Source organism: Enterococcus sp. AZ062 (assembly GCF_051715065.1).
GTDB lineage: Bacteria > Bacillota > Bacilli > Lactobacillales > Enterococcaceae > Enterococcus_B > Enterococcus_B mundtii.
Window position 1 is genome coordinate 1075059 of record NZ_JBIOTB010000001.1, and the last position, 19119, is coordinate 1094177.

Here is a 19119-nt window from a genome sequence, read left to right on the forward strand (position 1 = left end):
GTTATTTTTGTGTTTTCATAAATTCATGGATGACTTCGATCACGTTTTCATGTAAAACCGTTGGTAACTGCTGTGCGCGAGTGGCTAATGAAATCAAAAACCGTGGTTGAGCAGTATCTGCTAAAGGAATAGCTACAAGATTGTCTTCAGGATGAATCGCGATCTCGGTTAAAAAGCCAATCCCGATATTTTCTCGGATCATGCTTTTCAAAATAGTTAGATCATTACTTTGGTAAACGATCTTAGGTACGATATGCGTTTGCTTAGAAAGCTTCGTAAACGCAGCAGGGTGGACGTAGTGTTCATTTAACAAAACAAACTGATCGTTGACTAGTTCCTTAAAAGAAACGCTTGTACGATCTGCTAGAGGGTGTGAAGGAGAAACAACGATCATAAAGCATTTATCTAACAATGGTTCGACTTCCAGCTTTTGATCGACGATCGGTTGTGTTGATCCAAGAATCGCAATGTCGATCCGTCCTTGATGGATCATGCCATACAGATCACGGGAACCTCCATCGACGATATCGATTTGCCCCATCAATTGGTGCTTGATAAAGTAGCTCGATAATTTTGGGAAATATTCATTACCAATGATAGGCGGCATCCCAAAGCGCAATTTTTTCTTTTGTAACTGAGCAATCTCTGCCTTAGCAAGTGTGATTTCTTGCAAGACTGACTGTGCGTGGATCAATAGTTGCTTACCGGCAGGAGTGATGATCAATTCATGATGGGAACGATCTCTTGTAATAAGGGTAGCACCAATTTCTTTTTCCAAGCGTTGTAAGGCGTAAGTGATCGTTGGTTGACTGACGTCAAAAAACTTAGCTACCTTAGTAAAATTTTTCTGTTTGACGATTTGAACATAATATTCAAGATCTCTCGTATTCATGAATCGATTCGCTCCCTTGACATATAAATAATGTTTATTGTAATCGATAATTTTGACTATAACAAACCTAAAAGACTACACTTAAAAAAGAAATAAGTAATCTACAAGGCTAGTGGCACACAAATCGTCTTTTAGATTAAAACAAAAAACAGAAGAAGCAACATGATTGAGCAGTGTTAGCTCCTATCTACAAATAGATTGCTTCACTAAATGGGTACTGAGGAGATGGAAGAAATGGTATTTTTTCAATCAATTGAAAGTGTGATCAGTATCATCTTGATGATTGGATTAGGCTATGTACTAAAAAGCTTGGGGTGGTTTGATGAACAGTTTGGGGGGAGTATCTCTTCCTTGATCACTAAAGTAGCTTTACCCGCCTCGATTTTCGTTTCAGTTATGAAGAATTTAACTAAAAGCAGTTTGATCGAATTATCTGGAAGTTTGATTTATCCGATCGCTGCAGTGATCATTTCCTACCTGATTGCTTATGTGCTAACAAAATTACTCAAGATACAACCAGGTAGACGGGGGATTTTTATGAATGCAGTGGTGAATGCCAATACGATATTTATTGGCTTGCCACTTAATATTGCCCTTTTTGGCGAAGCCTCTTTACCTTACTTTTTAATTTATTATGTGACAAATACCGTATCGACCTGGGCATTTGGTGTGTTTTTGATCGCTAATGATGACCCGACAAAAGATCGAACAGAAAAGAAAACGAAGCTGAATTGGAAAAAGCTTTTACCAGCGCCTTTATTAGGTTTTATCCTTGCGCTTTTCTTCTTGGTGTTAGAGATCCCTGTACCTGATTTTGTCAATTCAACACTAAATTATGTAGGCGGGATCGTGACGCCATTATCATTGATCTATATCGGAATTGTTTTATACGATGCAGGGTTGAAAAGTATTCGATTTGATCGGGATACGATCGTGGCTTTGATCGGTCGATTTATCTTAGCACCAGCTATATTGATTGGACTGATGGTAATAGGTAAATATGCCTTTGGTGCAGAACTAGCCCCTCTACTGAAACAAACGTTGATCGTACAGTCAGCTACACCTATGCTAGCTGTCTTGCCAATACTTGCAAATGAAGCCCACGGTGATGTGAAGTATGCAACGAATCTTGTCACGACGAGTACCCTACTATTTGTGTTCGTTGTACCTATTTTAATGCAATTGATCCAATACATTTGATATCTGATCAAACAGTGTTAGCTAGCGACAAAGTAAACGCAGAGCGAATAAATCTCACCTAGATGAGAAAAACGCTCTGTGTTTTTTTATGAAGTGTAAGGTGTCAAGAAAATTTCATTGACAACCGACTTTTTGCCCTGTATAATAGCTTTTGTTGCTTAGGAGTGATGAAACTATGAAATGGTCTTTATTGGAATTGAGAAAATACCAAGAGACACCGTTAACTTTTCATGAGACCCTTGACGTAAAAAAGGCTCTTATGAAGCGAGACGATTCAATTTTAGATGTTGCGCCTGTGGAAGTCGAAGGTCTAGTCTCAGTAGATAACAAAGGCTATCTCGTTCATTACACTGCGCAGACGACACTGACTGTTCCGTCCACTCGTTCATTGACACCAGTTGAATTACCAATCAAGCTGTCTGTGGATGAATTGTTTATGACGATGGAACAATACCAACGTAGAGATGTTCAGTTACCTTCAGAAGAGATCCTCTTAATCGAAGGAACGCATCTAGATGTGACAGAGTCGATCGAAGACAACATTTTATTGGCGATTCCGATGCGTGTACTCACAGAAGAAGAAGAGCATTCCACTGAATTACCGAAAGGGAATGATTGGGAAGTGCTATCCGAAGAAGAGTACGAAAAACGCAAAACGGAAGAAGCTGAGACAAAAGTAGATCCTCGTCTTGCAAAACTATCAGAATTTTTTGATTCAGCATCAGAAGAAGATGATAACGCGTAAGATTGGAATATATTGTATCAAATCTTGATACGAGACTTTACAAGGAGGTGTAGCAAAATGGCAGTACCAGCTAGAAGAACATCGAAAGCTAAAAAAGCAAAACGTCGTACTCATTACAAATTGACAATCAAAGGATTGAACGAATGTCCAAACTGTGGTGAAATGAAAAAAAGCCATCACGTATGTGCAAGTTGTGGTTACTACGATGGTAAGGACGTAATGTCTAAAGAAGCTTAATACATTTTATTTAGAAAATGTAAAACCTCAAGGCTAACCATGGAGCCTTGAGGTTTATTTTTTTGATTCTGAAATAACGATTGTATTCGGAATGATAAGAAGTAAGAAACATCATCGATTCGTACTTATTTGGTTTGCAAGTAAGCTATGTTAAGCTATAATGAGAGAGATTAGGGAGAACATCCCATATGTAGGAGGAGTTTATATGTCAAAACAACAAATCGGCGTTGTCGGAATGGCCGTCATGGGTAAAAATCTAGCCCTTAACATTGAAAGCCGCGGCTACTCTGTTGCACTATTCAACCGTACAGGAGCAAAAACAACAGATGTGGTAGAAGAACATCCAGACAAAAACTTCAAAGCAACATACACGATCGAAGAATTTGTTGATTCAATCGAAAAACCACGTCGTATCCTTTTGATGGTCAAAGCAGGACCAGCAACAGATGCAACGATCCAAGAATTATTACCACATTTAGACAAAGGTGATATTTTGATCGATGGCGGGAATACCTTCTTCCAAGATACGATCCGTCGAAATGAAGAATTAGCCAACTCTGGTATCAATTTTATCGGGACTGGTGTTTCAGGTGGAGAAGAAGGTGCGTTGAAAGGACCTTCGATCATGCCTGGTGGACAAAAAGAAGCGTATGAATTAGTTGCACCGATCCTTGAACAAATTTCTGCAAAAGCAGAAGACGGCACCCCTTGTGTAACTTACATTGGTCCAAATGGTGCAGGTCATTATGTCAAAATGGTCCACAATGGGATCGAGTATGGTGATATGCAACTAATTGCCGAATCTTACGACTTGATGAAAAATATTTTAGGTTTATCTGTCGATGAGATGGCTGATATCTTCAAAGAATGGAACGAAGGTGAATTAGATAGCTACTTGATCGAAATCACTGCGGACATTTTGACACGTAAAGACGATGAAGGCACAGGTCAACCGATCGTAGATGTGATCCTTGATGCTGCTGGAAATAAAGGAACAGGGAAATGGACAAGTCAAAGTGCTTTAGACCTTGGTGTACCACTTCCATTGATCACAGAGTCTGTATTTGCTCGTTATATCTCTGCATACAAAAATGAACGTGTACAAGCAAGCAAAATCTTGACACATACGAATGATTTTGAATTCAACGGCGATAAAAAAGAATTTATCGAAAAAATTCGTGAAGCGTTATACTTCAGCAAAATCATGAGCTATGCACAAGGGTTTGCACAGCTACGTGTCGCATCGAAAGACTATGGCTGGGATTTACCATTCGGTGAAATTGCAAAAATCTGGCGCGCCGGCTGTATCATCCGTGCTCGTTTCTTACAAAAAATCACTGATGCCTACGAAAACAATCCTGACATTGAAAATCTATTATTGGATGACTACTTTGTTGAGATCACTAAGAAATACCAACAAGCCGTACGAGAAGTTGTTGCGTTAGCTGTTCAAGCAGGCGTACCGGTACCAACATTCTCTTCAGCGATTGCTTACTTTGATTCATACAGAGCCGAACGTTTGCCTGCAAATATCATCCAAGCACAACGTGATTATTTTGGCGCACACACGTATGAACGTGTTGACAAAGAAGGAATCTTCCATTACTCATGGTATAACGAAGATTAATCAACTTCTTTATTCTTCAACATGCTAAACAAATAAGTAATAAATGAAAGAGCTGAGGTCAATTTATAGAGGGCGACTTCAGCTCTTTTTTAAAATAGTATTCCATGATAAAATGATTATAGATTTTAAATTAACTATTGGTATAATAATGGAGTTTAGAAGCCTAGGAGAGAAAGGACAAAATTGAATGAGTAATATTCTAATCATTGAAGATGAGAAAAACTTAGCCCGATTTGTCGAGTTAGAATTAAAACATGAAGGGTATAATGCTGAAGTACATTACAATGGACGAACAGGTCTGGATGCTGCTTTGAATAATGAGTGGGATGCAATTTTATTAGACTTGATGTTACCTGAATTGAACGGACTTGAAGTTTGTCGTCGCGTACGCCAAGCAAAAAATACACCAATCATCATGATGACTGCGAGAGATTCTGTCATTGATAGAGTTTCTGGTTTAGATCATGGTGCAGATGATTACATCGTCAAACCATTTGCAATCGAAGAATTGTTAGCGCGTCTACGTGCTTTATTGCGCCGCATCGACATCGAAGGAGATAAAAATGTGGCAAAACAAACGACGATCACTTATCGCGACTTAACGATCGAAAAAGAAAATAGAGTCGTACGTCGTGGCAATGAAGTCATTGAATTAACGAAGCGTGAATATGAACTATTACTTACTTTGATGGAAAATGTCAACGTGGTACTTGCACGGGATGTTTTATTAAACAAAGTATGGGGCTACGAAACCGAAGTGGAAACAAACGTAGTGGATGTGTATATTCGTTATCTCCGTAATAAAATCGATGTTCCTGGTGAAGAAAGCTATATTCAAACAGTACGTGGAACTGGTTACGTGATGCGCTCGTGAGCAATTACAATCAAACCGAAAAAAGAGAACTTAAAGGTCCATCCTTGACGATCAAGTGGGCCTTTGCAAGTTCTTTCTTCATATTTGTCGTCTTTACGATTTTTGCAGTGATCACCTATAAATCATCGATCAATCTAATCGTAGCTAAGGAAAGAGCAAATGTCGAACATACCATTTCTGAAGCGGCTTCTCGTTTATCAAATTCAGATGAGGAGTTGACATTGATCAATGCCTATCGAAACTTAACGAACGCTGACCAAACCGGCGGCACTGGAGATGATACCGCGGTCATTGAAGGGAACTTGATGAAAATCGACTCCTTTATTTCTGAACTTGGTCAAGCATCGATGGATCTGTATGTTTATGATCTGGATGAAAAATTGATTTTTAAAACACACGAAAAAAGTCGTTCATTGATTCAAACGACCAGGAAGATCCCAACGATCGTTACTCTAGACGGGAAAACTGGCTTTTTATCGATCCAACCTATTTATTCTAAACAAACAAGAGAAAAAATCGGCTATACTCAAACATTTTATGAACTTTCATCTTTCTATGATATAAGAAATAATCTTTTATTGACTTTGATCGTGCTAGAAATCGTCTCCTTGATACTAAGTAGTATCTTAGGTTTCTTCCTATCTTCCTACTTCTTAAAACCGTTAAAAGTATTACGAGATACGATGGATACGATCCGTAAAGATCCACAATCAGATATTCATATGCCAGAGATTGATACAGATGATGAGTTAGCAGACCTTGCTGAGATCTTCAATGAAATGCTAGATCGTATGCGTCTGTATATCGAACAACAAGAACAATTTGTGGAAGATGTGTCACATGAATTAAGAACACCTGTAGCAATTATTGAAGGGCATCTTAGCTTATTGAATCGTTGGGGGAAAGATGATCCCGAAATTTTAGAAGAATCCCTAACTGCAAGTATGCAAGAAATCAGTCGGATGAAAAGCTTAGTACAAGAAATGTTAGATCTATCACGTGCAGAGCAAGTAGATGTTTATTATGCCAACGAAACGACGAATGCAAAAGAAGTGACTTACCAAGTATTCAATAATTTTAAATTACTTTATCCTGATTATGTTATTACACTGGATGATGACTTAGCTAAAGAAGTAACACTACAAATTTTTAGAAATCATTTTGAACAATTGATTATCATCATTTTAGATAATGCAGTAAAGTATTCAACGACAAGAAAAGAAGTCCATATCTCGATTTCATCCACGCTTAGTGAATTTGAGATCGCGATCCAAGATTTTGGTGAGGGAATACCTGAAGAGGACTTGAAGAAAATATTTAATCGTTTTTATCGTGTAGATAAAGCAAGAGCACGAACAAAAGGTGGAAATGGCTTAGGATTGTCGATTGCCAAACAACTTGTAGAAAGCTATAAAGGCAGAATATTAGCAGAGAGCGTAGTGGGGCAAGGGACGATTTTTAGAATTTTTGTACCAATTGTACGAACAGAAGACAAGTAAAGTGATGACTTTGCTTGTTTTTTTTATGTATTTATCGACAAGCTTCACTAGGTCATTGATTTCTAGGAAGTTCTTACGTAGCCTTTCCCCTAAAAAGAGACGAACTATAATTGTAAAATACTAGAAAAATACAATTAAATAACATCAAAAAACTGTTGATTTTCAAACATTTTATACGAATATTCGCCTTTGAAAATAATCGTTGAAAAAAGCTTTTTTTCTATTGCAATTTTTTTAAGTCCTTGATATATTATTATTTGTTCTGACAAAGCAGTAAGAAACGTCATGATAAATTGTTGAATTTAAATGTTGACGAGGTTTTAATGCTATGTTATAATAACGAAGTCGTTAAAAAATAAGGTGATAAAAACCTTAATATACCAATGAAAAAAGTTGTTGACAAATAACAAGCAAGATGGTATATTAATGAAGTCGCTAAGAAATAACGACAAACAACTTTCTAAGTTAAGAAAGAAAAACTTGTTGACAACTTCTTAAAGAAATGTTAAGATATAAAAGTTGTTAAATAAGAAAGAATAGACCTTTGAAAACTGAACAAAGTAAGACAAACCAAATGTGTAGGGCGTCTTGATTCAATTCAAGACAACAAACATTTTTAACAAGCAAGCAATATGCTAGCAAACAATTGAGCTTAACAAATGAACTATTATGATGTTCGAAAGTAAATTTCGAACTACAGTTCCACATCAGCTTTCGCTGTGAGGAACTAGCATATTATGAGAGTTTGATCCTGGCTCAGGACGAACGCTGGCGGCGTGCCTAATACATGCAAGTCGAACGCTTCTTTTCCCACCGGAGCTTGCTCCACCGGGAAAAGAGGAGTGGCGAACGGGTGAGTAACACGTGGGTAACCTGCCCATCAGAAGGGGATAACACTTGGAAACAGGTGCTAATACCGTATAACAATCGAAACCGCATGGTTTCGTTTTGAAAGGCGCTTTACGGTGCCGCTGATGGATGGACCCGCGGTGCATTAGCTAGTTGGTGAGGTAACGGCTCACCAAGGCCACGATGCATAGCCGACCTGAGAGGGTGATCGGCCACATTGGGACTGAGACACGGCCCAAACTCCTACGGGAGGCAGCAGTAGGGAATCTTCGGCAATGGACGAAAGTCTGACCGAGCAACGCCGCGTGAGTGAAGAAGGTTTTCGGATCGTAAAACTCTGTTGTTAGAGAAGAACAAGGGTGAGAGTAACTGTTCACCCCTTGACGGTATCTAACCAGAAAGCCACGGCTAACTACGTGCCAGCAGCCGCGGTAATACGTAGGTGGCAAGCGTTGTCCGGATTTATTGGGCGTAAAGCGAGCGCAGGCGGTTTCTTAAGTCTGATGTGAAAGCCCCCGGCTCAACCGGGGAGGGTCATTGGAAACTGGGAGACTTGAGTGCAGAAGAGGAGAGTGGAATTCCATGTGTAGCGGTGAAATGCGTAGATATATGGAGGAACACCAGTGGCGAAGGCGGCTCTCTGGTCTGTAACTGACGCTGAGGCTCGAAAGCGTGGGGAGCAAACAGGATTAGATACCCTGGTAGTCCACGCCGTAAACGATGAGTGCTAAGTGTTGGAGGGTTTCCGCCCTTCAGTGCTGCAGCTAACGCATTAAGCACTCCGCCTGGGGAGTACGACCGCAAGGTTGAAACTCAAAGGAATTGACGGGGGCCCGCACAAGCGGTGGAGCATGTGGTTTAATTCGAAGCAACGCGAAGAACCTTACCAGGTCTTGACATCCTTTGACCACTCTAGAGATAGAGCTTCCCCTTCGGGGGCAAAGTGACAGGTGGTGCATGGTTGTCGTCAGCTCGTGTCGTGAGATGTTGGGTTAAGTCCCGCAACGAGCGCAACCCTTATTGTTAGTTGCCATCATTTAGTTGGGCACTCTAGCAAGACTGCCGGTGACAAACCGGAGGAAGGTGGGGATGACGTCAAATCATCATGCCCCTTATGACCTGGGCTACACACGTGCTACAATGGGAAGTACAACGAGTCGCGAAGTCGCGAGGCTAAGCTAATCTCTTAAAGCTTCTCTCAGTTCGGATTGTAGGCTGCAACTCGCCTACATGAAGCCGGAATCGCTAGTAATCGCGGATCAGCACGCCGCGGTGAATACGTTCCCGGGCCTTGTACACACCGCCCGTCACACCACGAGAGTTTGTAACACCCGAAGTCGGTGAGGTAACCTTTTTGGAGCCAGCCGCCTAAGGTGGGATAGATGATTGGGGTGAAGTCGTAACAAGGTAGCCGTATCGGAAGGTGCGGCTGGATCACCTCCTTTCTAAGGAATATTACGGAGACTACACACGTTTGTCGATACTTTGTTCAGTTTTGAGAGGTCTACTCTCAAAATTTTGTTCATTGAAAACTGGATATTGAAGTAAAAATGTAAGTAATACAAACCGAGAACACCGCGTTGAATGAGTTTTTTAATAAGTTCAATTGCTTATTTTTCTTGATTTGACTTCTATCGCTAGAAGAAAGATCAAAACCCAACCGCAAGGTTGATAAGGTTAAGTGAATAAGGGCGCACGGTGGATGCCTTGGCACTAGGAGCCGATGAAGGACGGGACTAACACCGATATGCTTTGGGGAGCTGTACGTAAGCTATGATCCAGAGATTTCCGAATGGGGGAACCCAGCATCTTTTATAGGATGTTACGTATACGTGAATACATAGCGTATACGAGGTAGACGCAGAGAACTGAAACATCTAAGTACCTGCAGGAAGAGAAAGAAAATTCGATTCCCTGAGTAGCGGCGAGCGAAACGGGAAAAGCCCAAACCAATGAGCTTGCTCATTGGGGTTGTAGGACTCCGATATGGTAGTTCTTTCAGATAGTCGAATGACTTGGAAAAGTCAGTCAAAGAGGGTGAAAGCCCCGTAGATGAAATTTGGAAGGCACCTAGGAGGATCCTGAGTACGGCGGAACACGAGGAATTCCGTCGGAATCCGGGAGGACCATCTCCCAAGGCTAAATACTCCCTAGTGACCGATAGTGAACCAGTACCGTGAGGGAAAGGTGAAAAGCACCCCGGAAGGGGAGTGAAATAGAACCTGAAACCGTGTGCCTACAACAAGTCAAAGCCCGTTAATGGGTGATGGCGTGCCTTTTGTAGAATGAACCGGCGAGTTACGATTGCATGCGAGGTTAAGTTGAAGAGACGGAGCCGCAGCGAAAGCGAGTCTGAATAGGGCGTTTGAGTATGTAGTCGTAGACCCGAAACCATGTGATCTACCCATGTCCAGGTTGAAGGTGCGGTAAAACGCACTGGAGGACCGAACCCACGTACGTTGAAAAGTGCGGGGATGAGGTGTGGGTAGCGGAGAAATTCCAAACGAACTTGGAGATAGCTGGTTCTCTCCGAAATAGCTTTAGGGCTAGCCTCGGAATTGAGAATGATGGAGGTAGAGCACTGTTTGGACTAGGGGCCCATCTCGGGTTACCGAATTCAGATAAACTCCGAATGCCATTCATTCATATCCGGGAGTCAGACTGTGAGTGATAAGATCCATAGTCGAAAGGGAAACAGCCCAGACCACCAGCTAAGGTCCCAAAATATATGTTAAGTGGAAAAGGATGTGGGGTTGCACAGACAACTAGGATGTTGGCTTAGAAGCAGCCACCATTTAAAGAGTGCGTAATAGCTCACTAGTCGAGTGACCCTGCGCCGAAAATGTACCGGGGCTAAACATATTACCGAAGCTGTGGAGTACACCTTTAGGTGTATTGGTAGGAGAGCGTTCTAAGGGCGTTGAAGGTAGATCGTGAGGACTGCTGGAGCGCTTAGAAGTGAGAATGCCGGTATGAGTAGCGAAAGACAGGTGAGAATCCTGTCCACCGAATGACTAAGGTTTCCTGGGGAAGGCTCGTCCGCCCAGGGTTAGTCGGGACCTAAGCCGAGGCCGACAGGCGTAGGCGATGGACAACAGGTTGATATTCCTGTACTCGTTGTTTTTGTTTGAGCAATGGAGGGACGCAGGAGGCTAAGGAATGCAGACGATCGGAAATGTCTGTCCAAGCAGTAAGTCTTGATAGGAGTCAAATGCTTCTAACTTTAAGGACAAGCTGTGATGGGGAGGGAAATAATAGTACCGAAGTTCCTGACGTCACACTGCCGAGAAAAGCTTCTAGTGAGAAAACAACGACCCGTACCGCAAACCGACACAGGTAGTCGAGGAGAGAATCCTAAGGTGAGCGAGAGAACTCTCGTTAAGGAACTCGGCAAAATGACCCCGTAACTTCGGGAGAAGGGGTGCTGATCGTCAGATCAGCCGCAGTGAATAGGCCCAAGCGACTGTTTATCAAAAACACAGGTCTCTGCAAAATCGTAAGATGAAGTATAGGGGCTGACGCCTGCCCGGTGCTGGAAGGTTAAGAGGAGTGCTTAGCGTAAGCGAAGGTACGAATTGAAGCCCCAGTAAACGGCGGCCGTAACTATAACGGTCCTAAGGTAGCGAAATTCCTTGTCGGGTAAGTTCCGACCCGCACGAAAGGCGTAACGATTTGGGCACTGTCTCAACGAGAGACTCGGTGAAATTTTAGTACCTGTGAAGATGCAGGTTACCCGCGACAGGACGGAAAGACCCCATGGAGCTTTACTGTAGTTTGATATTGAGTGTCTGTACCGCATGTACAGGATAGGTAGGAGCCGTAGAAGTCGGAACGCTAGTTTCGATGGAGGCGCTGGTGGGATACTACCCCTGCGTTATGGCCACTCTAACCCGCACCACTTATCGTGGTGGGAGACAGTGTCAGATGGGCAGTTTGACTGGGGCGGTCGCCTCCTAAAGAGTAACGGAGGCGCCCAAAGGTTCCCTCAGAATGGTTGGAAATCATTCGAAGAGTGTAAAGGCAGAAGGGAGCTTGACTGCGAGACCTACAAGTCGAGCAGGGACGAAAGTCGGGCTTAGTGATCCGGTGGTTCCGCATGGAAGGGCCATCGCTCAACGGATAAAAGCTACCCTGGGGATAACAGGCTTATCTCCCCCAAGAGTCCACATCGACGGGGAGGTTTGGCACCTCGATGTCGGCTCGTCGCATCCTGGGGCTGTAGTCGGTCCCAAGGGTTGGGCTGTTCGCCCATTAAAGCGGCACGCGAGCTGGGTTCAGAACGTCGTGAGACAGTTCGGTCCCTATCCGTCGCGGGCGTTGGAAATTTGAGAGGAGCTGTCCTTAGTACGAGAGGACCGGGATGGACTTACCGCTGGTGTACCAGTTGTTCTGCCAAGGGCATTGCTGGGTAGCTATGTAGGGAAGGGATAAACGCTGAAAGCATCTAAGTGTGAAGCCCACCTCAAGATGAGATTTCCCATTTCTTTAAGAAAGTAAGATCCCTGAGAGATGATCAGGTAGATAGGTCAGGAGTGGAAGTACAGTGATGTATGGAGCGGACTGATACTAATCGATCGAGGACTTAACCAAAATAAAATGAAAAAACTCGGAGAGTTTCTTACTGATACTTCAAATCCAGTTTTGAGTGAACAAGATTTACTCAAATATAGATAACACCAAGTGTGGTGGCGATGGCGAGAAGGATACACCTGTAACCATGCCGAACACAGAAGTTAAGCTTCTTAGCGCCGATTGTAGTGAGGGGTTGCCCCTTGTGAGAGTAGGACGCCGCCACGCTGGTATTATTATTCCGGCATAGCTCAGTTGGTAGTAGCGCATGACTGTTAATCATGATGTCGTAGGTTCGAGTCCTACTGCCGGAGTTCTCATTTATGAGAAGAGTAATGAGCTTCTTTCACTCTGGAGAGTTGTCCGAGAGGCCGAAGGAGCATGATTGGAAATCATGTAGATGGTGCAAACTGTCTCAAGGGTTCGAATCCCTTACTCTCCGTAATTGATGTTTTACTGGCCCGTTGGTCAAGCGGTTAAGACACCGCCCTTTCACGGCGGTAACACGGGTTCGAATCCCGTACGGGTCATTTAATTGGATACATTGGAGGTTTAGCTCAGCTGGGAGAGCATCTGCCTTACAAGCAGAGGGTCAGCGGTTCGATCCCGTTAACCTCCATAATGATTTGGTTCCGTGGTGTAGGGGTTAACATGCCTGCCTGTCACGCAGGAGATCGCGGGTTCGATTCCCGTCGGGACCGTCATTTCTATTCAATTAAAAAATTAAATAATATATTCTTTATGGCGCGGTAGCTCAGTTGGTAGAGCAACGGATTGAAGCTCCGTGTGTCGGCAGTTCGATTCTGTCCCGCGCCACCATGGAGGAGTAGCGAAGTGGCTAAACGCGACGGACTGTAAATCCGTTCCTTAGGGTTCAGTGGTTCGAATCCACTCTCCTCCATTTTATAGGGGCATAGTTTAAAGGTAGAACAGCGGTCTCCAAAACCGTTAGTGTGGGTTCAATTCCTGCTGCCCCTGCCATGGCGGATGTGGCGAAGTGGTTAACGCATCGGATTGTGGCTCCGACATTCGTGGGTTCGATTCCCATCATTCGCCTTTTTTTCATTGGGGTATAGCCAAGCGGTAAGGCAAGGGACTTTGACTCCCTCATGCGTTGGTTCGAATCCAGCTACCCCAGTCCTATAAATATTAATTTATAGCTTAAAATAGTATAATGGCGGTATAGCCAAGTGGTAAGGCAGAGGTCTGCAAAACCTTCATCACCGGTTCAAATCCGGTTACCGCCTTAGTACTAATTACATTGCCGGCGTGGCGGAATTGGCAGACGCGCTGGACTCAAAATCCAGTGCCCGTTGAGGGCGTGCCGGTTCGACCCCGGCCGCCGGTATTAACTAAGATGACCACATCTTAGTTTTTTATTCGGAAATTAAATAACAAATTATTTTATTATGGCGGATGTGGCGAAGTGGTTAACGCATCGGATTGTGGCTCCGACACTCGTGGGTTCGATTCCCATCATTCGCCCTTTATTATTGGGGTATAGCCAAGCGGTAAGGCAAGGGACTTTGACTCCCTCATGCGTTGGTTCGAATCCAGCTACCCCAGTTTTTATCTATTTATTTGCCGGCGTGGCGGAATTGGCAGACGCGCTGGACTCAAAATCCAGTGATCTCACGATCGTGCCGGTTCGACCCCGGCCGCCGGTATTTTGGCACTAACGTAGTCTATACGTTGGTGCTTTTTTCTTTGTTAGACGTTATCGGCATTGAGGCATATATACGAACGGATAATATACGCCAGGAAAAATACCCATTGAATTATTTGAAATCTCAAAATAATTCAATGGGTATTTTTTATAAATAAATATCCAAGTGATTAAAAATAGCCTGTATAGTTTGTTGTGGAAGTGGCTGAATTTAAATGGGTGATTCTATCCATTAGAAGTGTCCAATCCTCTTGTGTAGGAATATTAGGCAAACGGTGAATCGGACATGGGAAATCTTCGTTCACATGTAGATCATAGTTGCAGATGATCAGGTTGGCTTGATGATCATTGATTTCTTTTTTTGTCACTGGTTGTTCAATCAAAAATTTGACTGAGATTTGTCGCAAGAAGAGTAATTCTGCTTCTTGAATAATATAATCGTCCATCGAGGGGCAACTTTGTAGTGCTACGATGACCCTCAGAGGTTGTTGTGACTTGATCCTTAAAATCGTTGCATGGAACGTGGTTAGGCTAGCTGCTAAGTGATCAAGATGTGTGAACTCAAACATCGGATGGACTTTTAATCGCTCTAAATGCTGAAGCCAAAGGTGAAAAAGCTCTGGGTATTTTTCTTTCATTAAATCAATCAAAGCTACAGAAGTCATTTCATATGACGGGCTCATCTTTGAGAGTAATCTTGTATTGATCAAGAAGGCTTCGATTTTGTCTAAAGCACCATTATCCAGCATCTGTTTTGGAAAAACCTGTAATAAAAAACGTTGGACTGCATCGACCACCACTGCATCTTCTTGACAACGGAAGGCGTAGGTTCGTTCTTCATCTAATCCTTGCCCATTTGAATAAGAAACACAATGTAAAAAAACGAGATACAGCCATAGTGATTCTGATTCAGGAATCGTTAGCTTGAAGAGTGAAGAATAATAGGAGGCAATCAGAGGTTCAATCAGTTGGTAGCCTCGATTTTTTTTGACTAAATCAATGGTGCTAGTGTTAAAGTGACAAAAGTTTTTAGACTGCCCTCTAACTTTAGCAATCGATAACCAAAGCGAAAAACGAAAATGGCTAAAATGCAGGAAAGTTATCCCACTTTTTCGACCATGAGCGATAATTGATTGCGCGTGTTGATTGCTATCAGAATCGATGATTTGACTATCACCAAAGCTTGAATAAAAAGAAAAGAGTAAAAAACGAATATCTTCTTCTTTGCCAATAAAAGTTAGCGGGCCGGTTGCTATCGATATGCGATACTCTTTCAGTACTTCATTCATATGACGAATGATATTGAAAATTGAACTACGAGAGATCATCAAGTGGTCTGATAATTGTTCTGTACTATACGTTTTGTTATGAAGCAATAGGTCCATCATCCGATAAATGGTTGTATCTTTAGCTAGTATAGTAATGACTGAATCGACAGAGATTTCTTGAGGATCTATTTGTAAGAATCCTTGTTCATTGTAAGTAATCTGAAAGTCAATCGTAGGTAAGGAATGATTGATAATATCGATATCTTTTCGTAAAGTTGGTTTTGATGTTCCTAACTTTTGTGATAGATCACTAAGGGTTAAATTTTTACTTTGGTGCGTACGTATAAACTGTAGTAAGTTATACTGTCGTTTGAATTGATTATCTAATTGTAATGTCATAGGTAAATTATTCATGAGAGGAACCTTTCTTTAAGACAAATATAGAATTTGAAAATAAGTACACTTTAGAAGATGAAAATATAGTTATTACTAATAGTGTATTAGTTATTTAAAATTTAATCAATCTTTTTATCATTATTTTCACATTTTTATTTAACTGTTGTCTATGAGCGATGATTCAATTGGCTCTTTTATATATTATCTTTGATAATGCTTATTTTTGAGCGATTAAACTCATTTGTAAATTAGATGAAATATTATTTTAAATAGATAAATCGTTATGTTGAATCTCATTTTAATTAAATTTAATAATGAATGTAATTGATTTTATGTAATTTTAGTTAGTGATAAGAAGTTATTTATTTGTTTAATCTAATCTTATTTTAAATAAAACCTTATTTTATGAATGCAAATATGTAGTGAGATATTCAGTTGGTAAGACTGAGTTTTAGTAGTAGCAAGTTTCATTCTGAATTTATTAGAAATGGAAATAGTATTTCTAACTAAATAACGAAAATTAAATTACTAAATATTTAGTAAAATAAATCGTTTTCTTTTCTTGCCAGTCACGTTATAATAGATAAAAATGATCACTAGGGGGTAGTGAAATGGCGAAGTTAACATTAGCGATTTATGATAAAGAAGGAGTTCCAAGAAAAAGTTTTCAAGGAGAAGAAGAAATAGAAAAAGATTTAGTTGTGACAGCAGAAAATTTTGTGCATTTGTCTATGAGAAAATTTGAGTACCAAGAAGGAGATCAAATCGTTGTCGAAATGGATGAGTCTGGGAGGTACTTATGGGTCAAACTAGATGAAACTTTAGAAAGTTCACTGATCTATCTACCGGGAAATAAATGGACCTATGAAGTTTCATTTCATTCCAATCGTATCAAAGCCAGACCGGAGACTCGTTTTTCTGGGGGACGTCATTATATGAGTGTTCGTTGTGCTTCTGAAGAGGAAGTGAAGATGTATCGTAATTTAGCATTGAATCCGCATGATCAAAAAGAAGAAACCGGTGCGTATCCACATGCGAGTGCAAATGTGGAAACGAGGAATGATGCCACTTTCTTTGCGTGTAATGCGATCGATGGCGTATACGCGAATCATTCTCATGGTTCATACCCATTTCAATCTTGGGGCATCAATCAGCAAGCTGATGCAGCTTTGACGATTGATTTTGGTCGAGAAGTTCAATTGGATAAAGTTGGCTTTACATGGCGAGCAGATTTTCCCCATGATAGTTACTGGACGAACGTGACGATTCAGTTTGATGATGGAACAAGTGAAACGTTTGCGACCGAAAAAACAGCTCAACCACAATATTTTTCATTTAGTGCAAGAAAGACCAAAGCTATTCGCTTTTGTGATCTTATTCAAGCGAATGACCCGTCGCCGTTTCCTGCATTGACGCAAATTGAACTGTGGGGCATGAATGACCAGCCGATGAAAGGATAAGCAATGAAAAAATACTTTTTGATGCAACTGTTGGAAGCCAAAAAAGAGTATCTTACGAATAAAGTAGTTCCTGAGTTGCCAGTATCGGGATATAGAGAGTTTTTGACGACTGGAGAGCGATTGGTTTTTGAGAAGGCTTACTTTGCAAGACGTAAACATGCTACTGTCTTGGCGTTGTCCTTATTGCAAAAAAAAGAAGCCAAAGTAGTTGAAGGGTTAGAACAAGTTTTATGGGAGATCTGCAATGAGTATAGTTGGAGTTTACCAGCTCATTTACCAATTGAAGCGAATCACTTTCGTGTGGATGCACCGACATGGATCGATTTATTTGCAGCTGAGACAGGACAAATGTTAGCAGAGATAGTCAAGCTGTTTGAGAAAGAATTATCTGAGCTCTTGACGTTTCGAATCCGGTCGGAAATCGATCGACGACTCTTCGTTCCTTTTGTAACAAACACATGGCCGTTTGAATCATTTGAAAACAATTGGAGTGCGGTTGTAGGTGGTTCGATTGGTATGGCTGCCTTGGATATACAAGAAAAAGGCGATGAATTACAAGCGGAGATATTGAGGAAGGTAGATCGTTGTATGGCCTCTTATTTACGAAGTTTTGGTATGGATGGCGCATGTGAGGAAGGCGTCAGCTATTGGGCATACGGATTTGGTTATTATATTTATTTTGCAGAAAAGTACCAACAAGTTTATGATGATGACCGCTATCTGTTGGGTGATAAAGTGAAAAAAATCGCGGCTTTCCCTAATGATGTGATGCTCGCTGAAACAGAGGCTATACCGTTTTCCGACTACCACCCAACGGATTTACCAAGTGGATTATTGAGTTTCTGTCAGGAAAGGTTTCATGTCGCAATTCCCGAAGTTGAGAGAATCAATGATTTAGATTTTGATCATTGTTATCGTTTTGCCCCGTTATTACGTAATTTACTCTGGTCAAACCAGCATATTTTGAATGATCAAAACGAAATCATTCATTATTTTGAGGATGTGGCATGGGGCGTTCTTCAATCTCCGAAAGAAAATCTGGTGTTTGCAGCAAAGGGAGGACGAAATGATGAAAGCCATAATCATATAGATATTGGTCATTTCGTATTTGGTACGAGAGAAGACTTATTTCTTACCGATCTTGGGGCGGGAGAATATACAAAAGATTACTTTGATGAAAAAACACGTTATCTTTTCTTAGTGAACGGCGCGCTTGGGCATAGCATACCTATCGTTGCGAACAGTTACCAATTACCTGGAGCTGTTTCAGCGGAAGATACGAGTTTTCAATCAACGAGAACTGGTGGAGTCTTCAAGACCGAATTGGCTTCCACGTATCCTTCGCAGATAGGACTACGCCAGATGGATCGGACAATAGAAGTGGATCGTTCGAAACGACAACTTGTTTTGAGTGATGCATTTACATTCGAAAAAGAAAATCAGTTAGTTATTGAAAATTTTATAACGACAAATCCAGTGGAAGTTATAGGAAAAACGGTATGTATCACAGGAGAAAAAGAAAAGTGTGAGATGTATTTTTCAAAACCTGTGCAGTTGATCAGAGAAAGTTATTTCGATCACTATGGCCAAAAAAATGAAGCTACGCTGATCCAAGCGACTTATCAGTTGCTGAAAGAAGAAACAATCCAGATCGAGATTGTGATCAAAAGTAAATGAGGACACGTGATTATCAGCGATAAGCGTGCGCCTTGTTTAATGGAATAAGGTAGTGACACACACATCCTCGCAAGGGAATAAATGGTGTTTCAGAAGCAATTCCTTCGTAAATAAGCTAGAAAACCCCAAAGTTTTAAAAATTCGGGTTTTCTAGCTTATT

Annotated in this window: 10 protein-coding genes, 15 tRNA genes and 3 rRNA genes; 26 read left to right on the forward strand and 2 right to left on the reverse strand. The window is 41.4% G+C overall.

All coding sequences use genetic code 11. The annotated features are described in order from the left end of the window. Position 1 precedes the first annotated feature (1 nt). Entirely contained in the window at positions 2 to 892 is an 891-nt protein-coding gene (locus IGJ00_RS05040; RefSeq protein WP_115357469.1) for a LysR substrate-binding domain-containing protein, read from the reverse strand. A 234-nt stretch (positions 893 to 1126) separates the two neighbouring features. Here IGJ00_RS05040 and IGJ00_RS05045 point away from each other — a divergent pair, with 234 nt between their 5' ends. The 24 genes from IGJ00_RS05045 to IGJ00_RS05160 all read left to right on the forward strand — a co-directional run bounded on the left by IGJ00_RS05045 (position 1127) and on the right by IGJ00_RS05160 (position 14159). Continuing rightward, entirely contained in the window at positions 1127 to 2092 is a 966-nt protein-coding gene (locus tag IGJ00_RS05045) for an AEC family transporter (protein WP_019723059.1), read from the forward strand. 175 nt (positions 2093 to 2267) lie between these two features. Next, positions 2268 to 2837 carry a YceD family protein gene (locus tag IGJ00_RS05050; RefSeq protein ID WP_010735837.1) on the forward strand — a complete coding sequence of 190 codons (570 nt, stop codon included), beginning with the start codon at positions 2268 to 2270 and terminating at the stop codon, positions 2835 to 2837. A 57-nt stretch (positions 2838 to 2894) separates the two neighbouring features. Then, complete coding sequence (gene rpmF / locus IGJ00_RS05055; protein ID WP_010735836.1) at positions 2895 to 3074, forward strand: 50S ribosomal protein L32; 180 nt, start codon at positions 2895 to 2897, stop codon at positions 3072 to 3074. 205 nt (positions 3075 to 3279) lie between these two features. Next, entirely contained in the window at positions 3280 to 4701 is a 1422-nt protein-coding gene (gene gndA, locus IGJ00_RS05060; RefSeq protein ID WP_142432980.1) for an NADP-dependent phosphogluconate dehydrogenase, read from the forward strand. A gap of 187 nt (positions 4702 to 4888) precedes the next feature. Continuing rightward, positions 4889 to 5575 (forward strand): response regulator transcription factor, encoded by a 687-nt coding sequence (locus tag IGJ00_RS05065; RefSeq protein ID WP_010735834.1) that lies wholly within the window; start codon positions 4889 to 4891, stop codon positions 5573 to 5575. Next, complete coding sequence (locus IGJ00_RS05070) at positions 5572 to 7074, forward strand: HAMP domain-containing sensor histidine kinase (protein WP_071866070.1); 1503 nt, start codon at positions 5572 to 5574, stop codon at positions 7072 to 7074. Before IGJ00_RS05065 ends, IGJ00_RS05070 begins: the two co-directional genes overlap by 4 nt. Before the next feature lie 733 nt (positions 7075 to 7807). Then, a 16S ribosomal RNA gene (locus tag IGJ00_RS05075) occupies positions 7808 to 9368 on the forward strand. A 230-nt stretch (positions 9369 to 9598) separates the two neighbouring features. Beyond that, positions 9599 to 12513, forward strand: a 23S ribosomal RNA gene (locus IGJ00_RS05080). 91 nt (positions 12514 to 12604) lie between these two features. Continuing rightward, positions 12605 to 12720 (forward strand): 5S ribosomal RNA (rrf, locus tag IGJ00_RS05085). Together the 16S, 23S and 5S rRNA genes with 15 tRNA genes alongside form the textbook arrangement of a ribosomal RNA operon. 12 nt (positions 12721 to 12732) lie before the next feature. Beyond that, positions 12733 to 12806 (forward strand) — tRNA-Asn (locus tag IGJ00_RS05090). A 39-nt stretch (positions 12807 to 12845) separates the two neighbouring features. Further along, positions 12846 to 12934: transfer RNA gene (locus tag IGJ00_RS05095), tRNA-Ser, on the forward strand. Between the two features lie 16 nt (positions 12935 to 12950). Continuing rightward, a tRNA-Glu gene (locus IGJ00_RS05100) sits at positions 12951 to 13022 on the forward strand. 16 nt (positions 13023 to 13038) lie between these two features. Next, a tRNA-Val gene (locus IGJ00_RS05105) sits at positions 13039 to 13111 on the forward strand. A gap of 9 nt (positions 13112 to 13120) precedes the next feature. Beyond that, positions 13121 to 13193 (forward strand) — tRNA-Asp (locus tag IGJ00_RS05110). A 42-nt stretch (positions 13194 to 13235) separates the two neighbouring features. Then, positions 13236 to 13311, forward strand: a tRNA-Phe gene (locus IGJ00_RS05115). Between the two features lies 1 nt (position 13312). Further along, a tRNA-Tyr gene (locus tag IGJ00_RS05120) sits at positions 13313 to 13393 on the forward strand. Positions 13394 to 13399: 6 nt separating this feature from the next. Further along, positions 13400 to 13473: transfer RNA gene (locus IGJ00_RS05125), tRNA-Trp, on the forward strand. Between the two features lie 2 nt (positions 13474 to 13475). Next, positions 13476 to 13548 (forward strand) — tRNA-His (locus tag IGJ00_RS05130). A gap of 10 nt (positions 13549 to 13558) precedes the next feature. Continuing rightward, a tRNA-Gln gene (locus IGJ00_RS05135) sits at positions 13559 to 13630 on the forward strand. A 38-nt stretch (positions 13631 to 13668) separates the two neighbouring features. After that, a tRNA-Cys gene (locus IGJ00_RS05140) sits at positions 13669 to 13739 on the forward strand. 16 nt (positions 13740 to 13755) lie between these two features. Beyond that, a tRNA-Leu gene (locus IGJ00_RS05145) sits at positions 13756 to 13840 on the forward strand. A gap of 64 nt (positions 13841 to 13904) precedes the next feature. Next, positions 13905 to 13977, forward strand: a tRNA-His gene (locus tag IGJ00_RS05150). A 9-nt stretch (positions 13978 to 13986) separates the two neighbouring features. Then, positions 13987 to 14058 (forward strand) — tRNA-Gln (locus IGJ00_RS05155). Between the two features lie 17 nt (positions 14059 to 14075). Further along, positions 14076 to 14159, forward strand: a tRNA-Leu gene (locus tag IGJ00_RS05160). A 169-nt stretch (positions 14160 to 14328) separates the two neighbouring features. On the opposite strand, the gene IGJ00_RS05165 is transcribed toward IGJ00_RS05160, so the two are convergent. Beyond that, on the reverse strand, positions 14329 to 15840 hold the full coding sequence (locus IGJ00_RS05165) for a helix-turn-helix domain-containing protein (RefSeq protein ID WP_071868038.1): 1512 nt from the start codon (positions 15838 to 15840) through the stop codon (positions 14329 to 14331). 593 nt (positions 15841 to 16433) lie between these two features. Here IGJ00_RS05165 and IGJ00_RS05170 point away from each other — a divergent pair. Together IGJ00_RS05170 and IGJ00_RS05175 are read left to right on the forward strand one after the other, a co-directional pair. Then, complete coding sequence (locus tag IGJ00_RS05170) at positions 16434 to 17282, forward strand: discoidin domain-containing protein (protein ID WP_142433612.1); 849 nt, start codon at positions 16434 to 16436, stop codon at positions 17280 to 17282. A gap of 3 nt (positions 17283 to 17285) precedes the next feature. Then, positions 17286 to 18959, forward strand: a complete 1674-nt coding sequence (locus IGJ00_RS05175; RefSeq protein WP_142433611.1) for a hypothetical protein — start codon at positions 17286 to 17288, stop codon at positions 18957 to 18959. Positions 18960 to 19119: the final 160 nt, after the last annotated feature.

Excerpts from the sequence above, each read along its gene's own strand:
- rpmF (WP_010735836.1), top strand. The coding sequence starts at position 2,895 with ATGGCAGTACCAGCTAGAAGAACATCGAAAGCTAAAAAAGCAAAACGT.
- IGJ00_RS05165 (WP_071868038.1), bottom strand. The coding sequence starts at position 15,840 with ATGAATAATTTACCTATGACATTACAATTAGATAATCAATTCAAACGA.
- IGJ00_RS05065 (WP_010735834.1), top strand. The coding sequence starts at position 4,889 with ATGAGTAATATTCTAATCATTGAAGATGAGAAAAACTTAGCCCGATTT.
- IGJ00_RS05045 (WP_019723059.1), top strand. The coding sequence starts at position 1,127 with ATGGTATTTTTTCAATCAATTGAAAGTGTGATCAGTATCATCTTGATG.
- IGJ00_RS05040 (WP_115357469.1), bottom strand. The coding sequence starts at position 892 with ATGAATACGAGAGATCTTGAATATTATGTTCAAATCGTCAAACAGAAA.
- gndA (WP_142432980.1), top strand. The coding sequence starts at position 3,280 with ATGTCAAAACAACAAATCGGCGTTGTCGGAATGGCCGTCATGGGTAAA.
- IGJ00_RS05050 (WP_010735837.1), top strand. The coding sequence starts at position 2,268 with ATGAAATGGTCTTTATTGGAATTGAGAAAATACCAAGAGACACCGTTA.
- IGJ00_RS05175 (WP_142433611.1), top strand. The coding sequence starts at position 17,286 with ATGAAAAAATACTTTTTGATGCAACTGTTGGAAGCCAAAAAAGAGTAT.
- IGJ00_RS05170 (WP_142433612.1), top strand. The coding sequence starts at position 16,434 with ATGGCGAAGTTAACATTAGCGATTTATGATAAAGAAGGAGTTCCAAGA.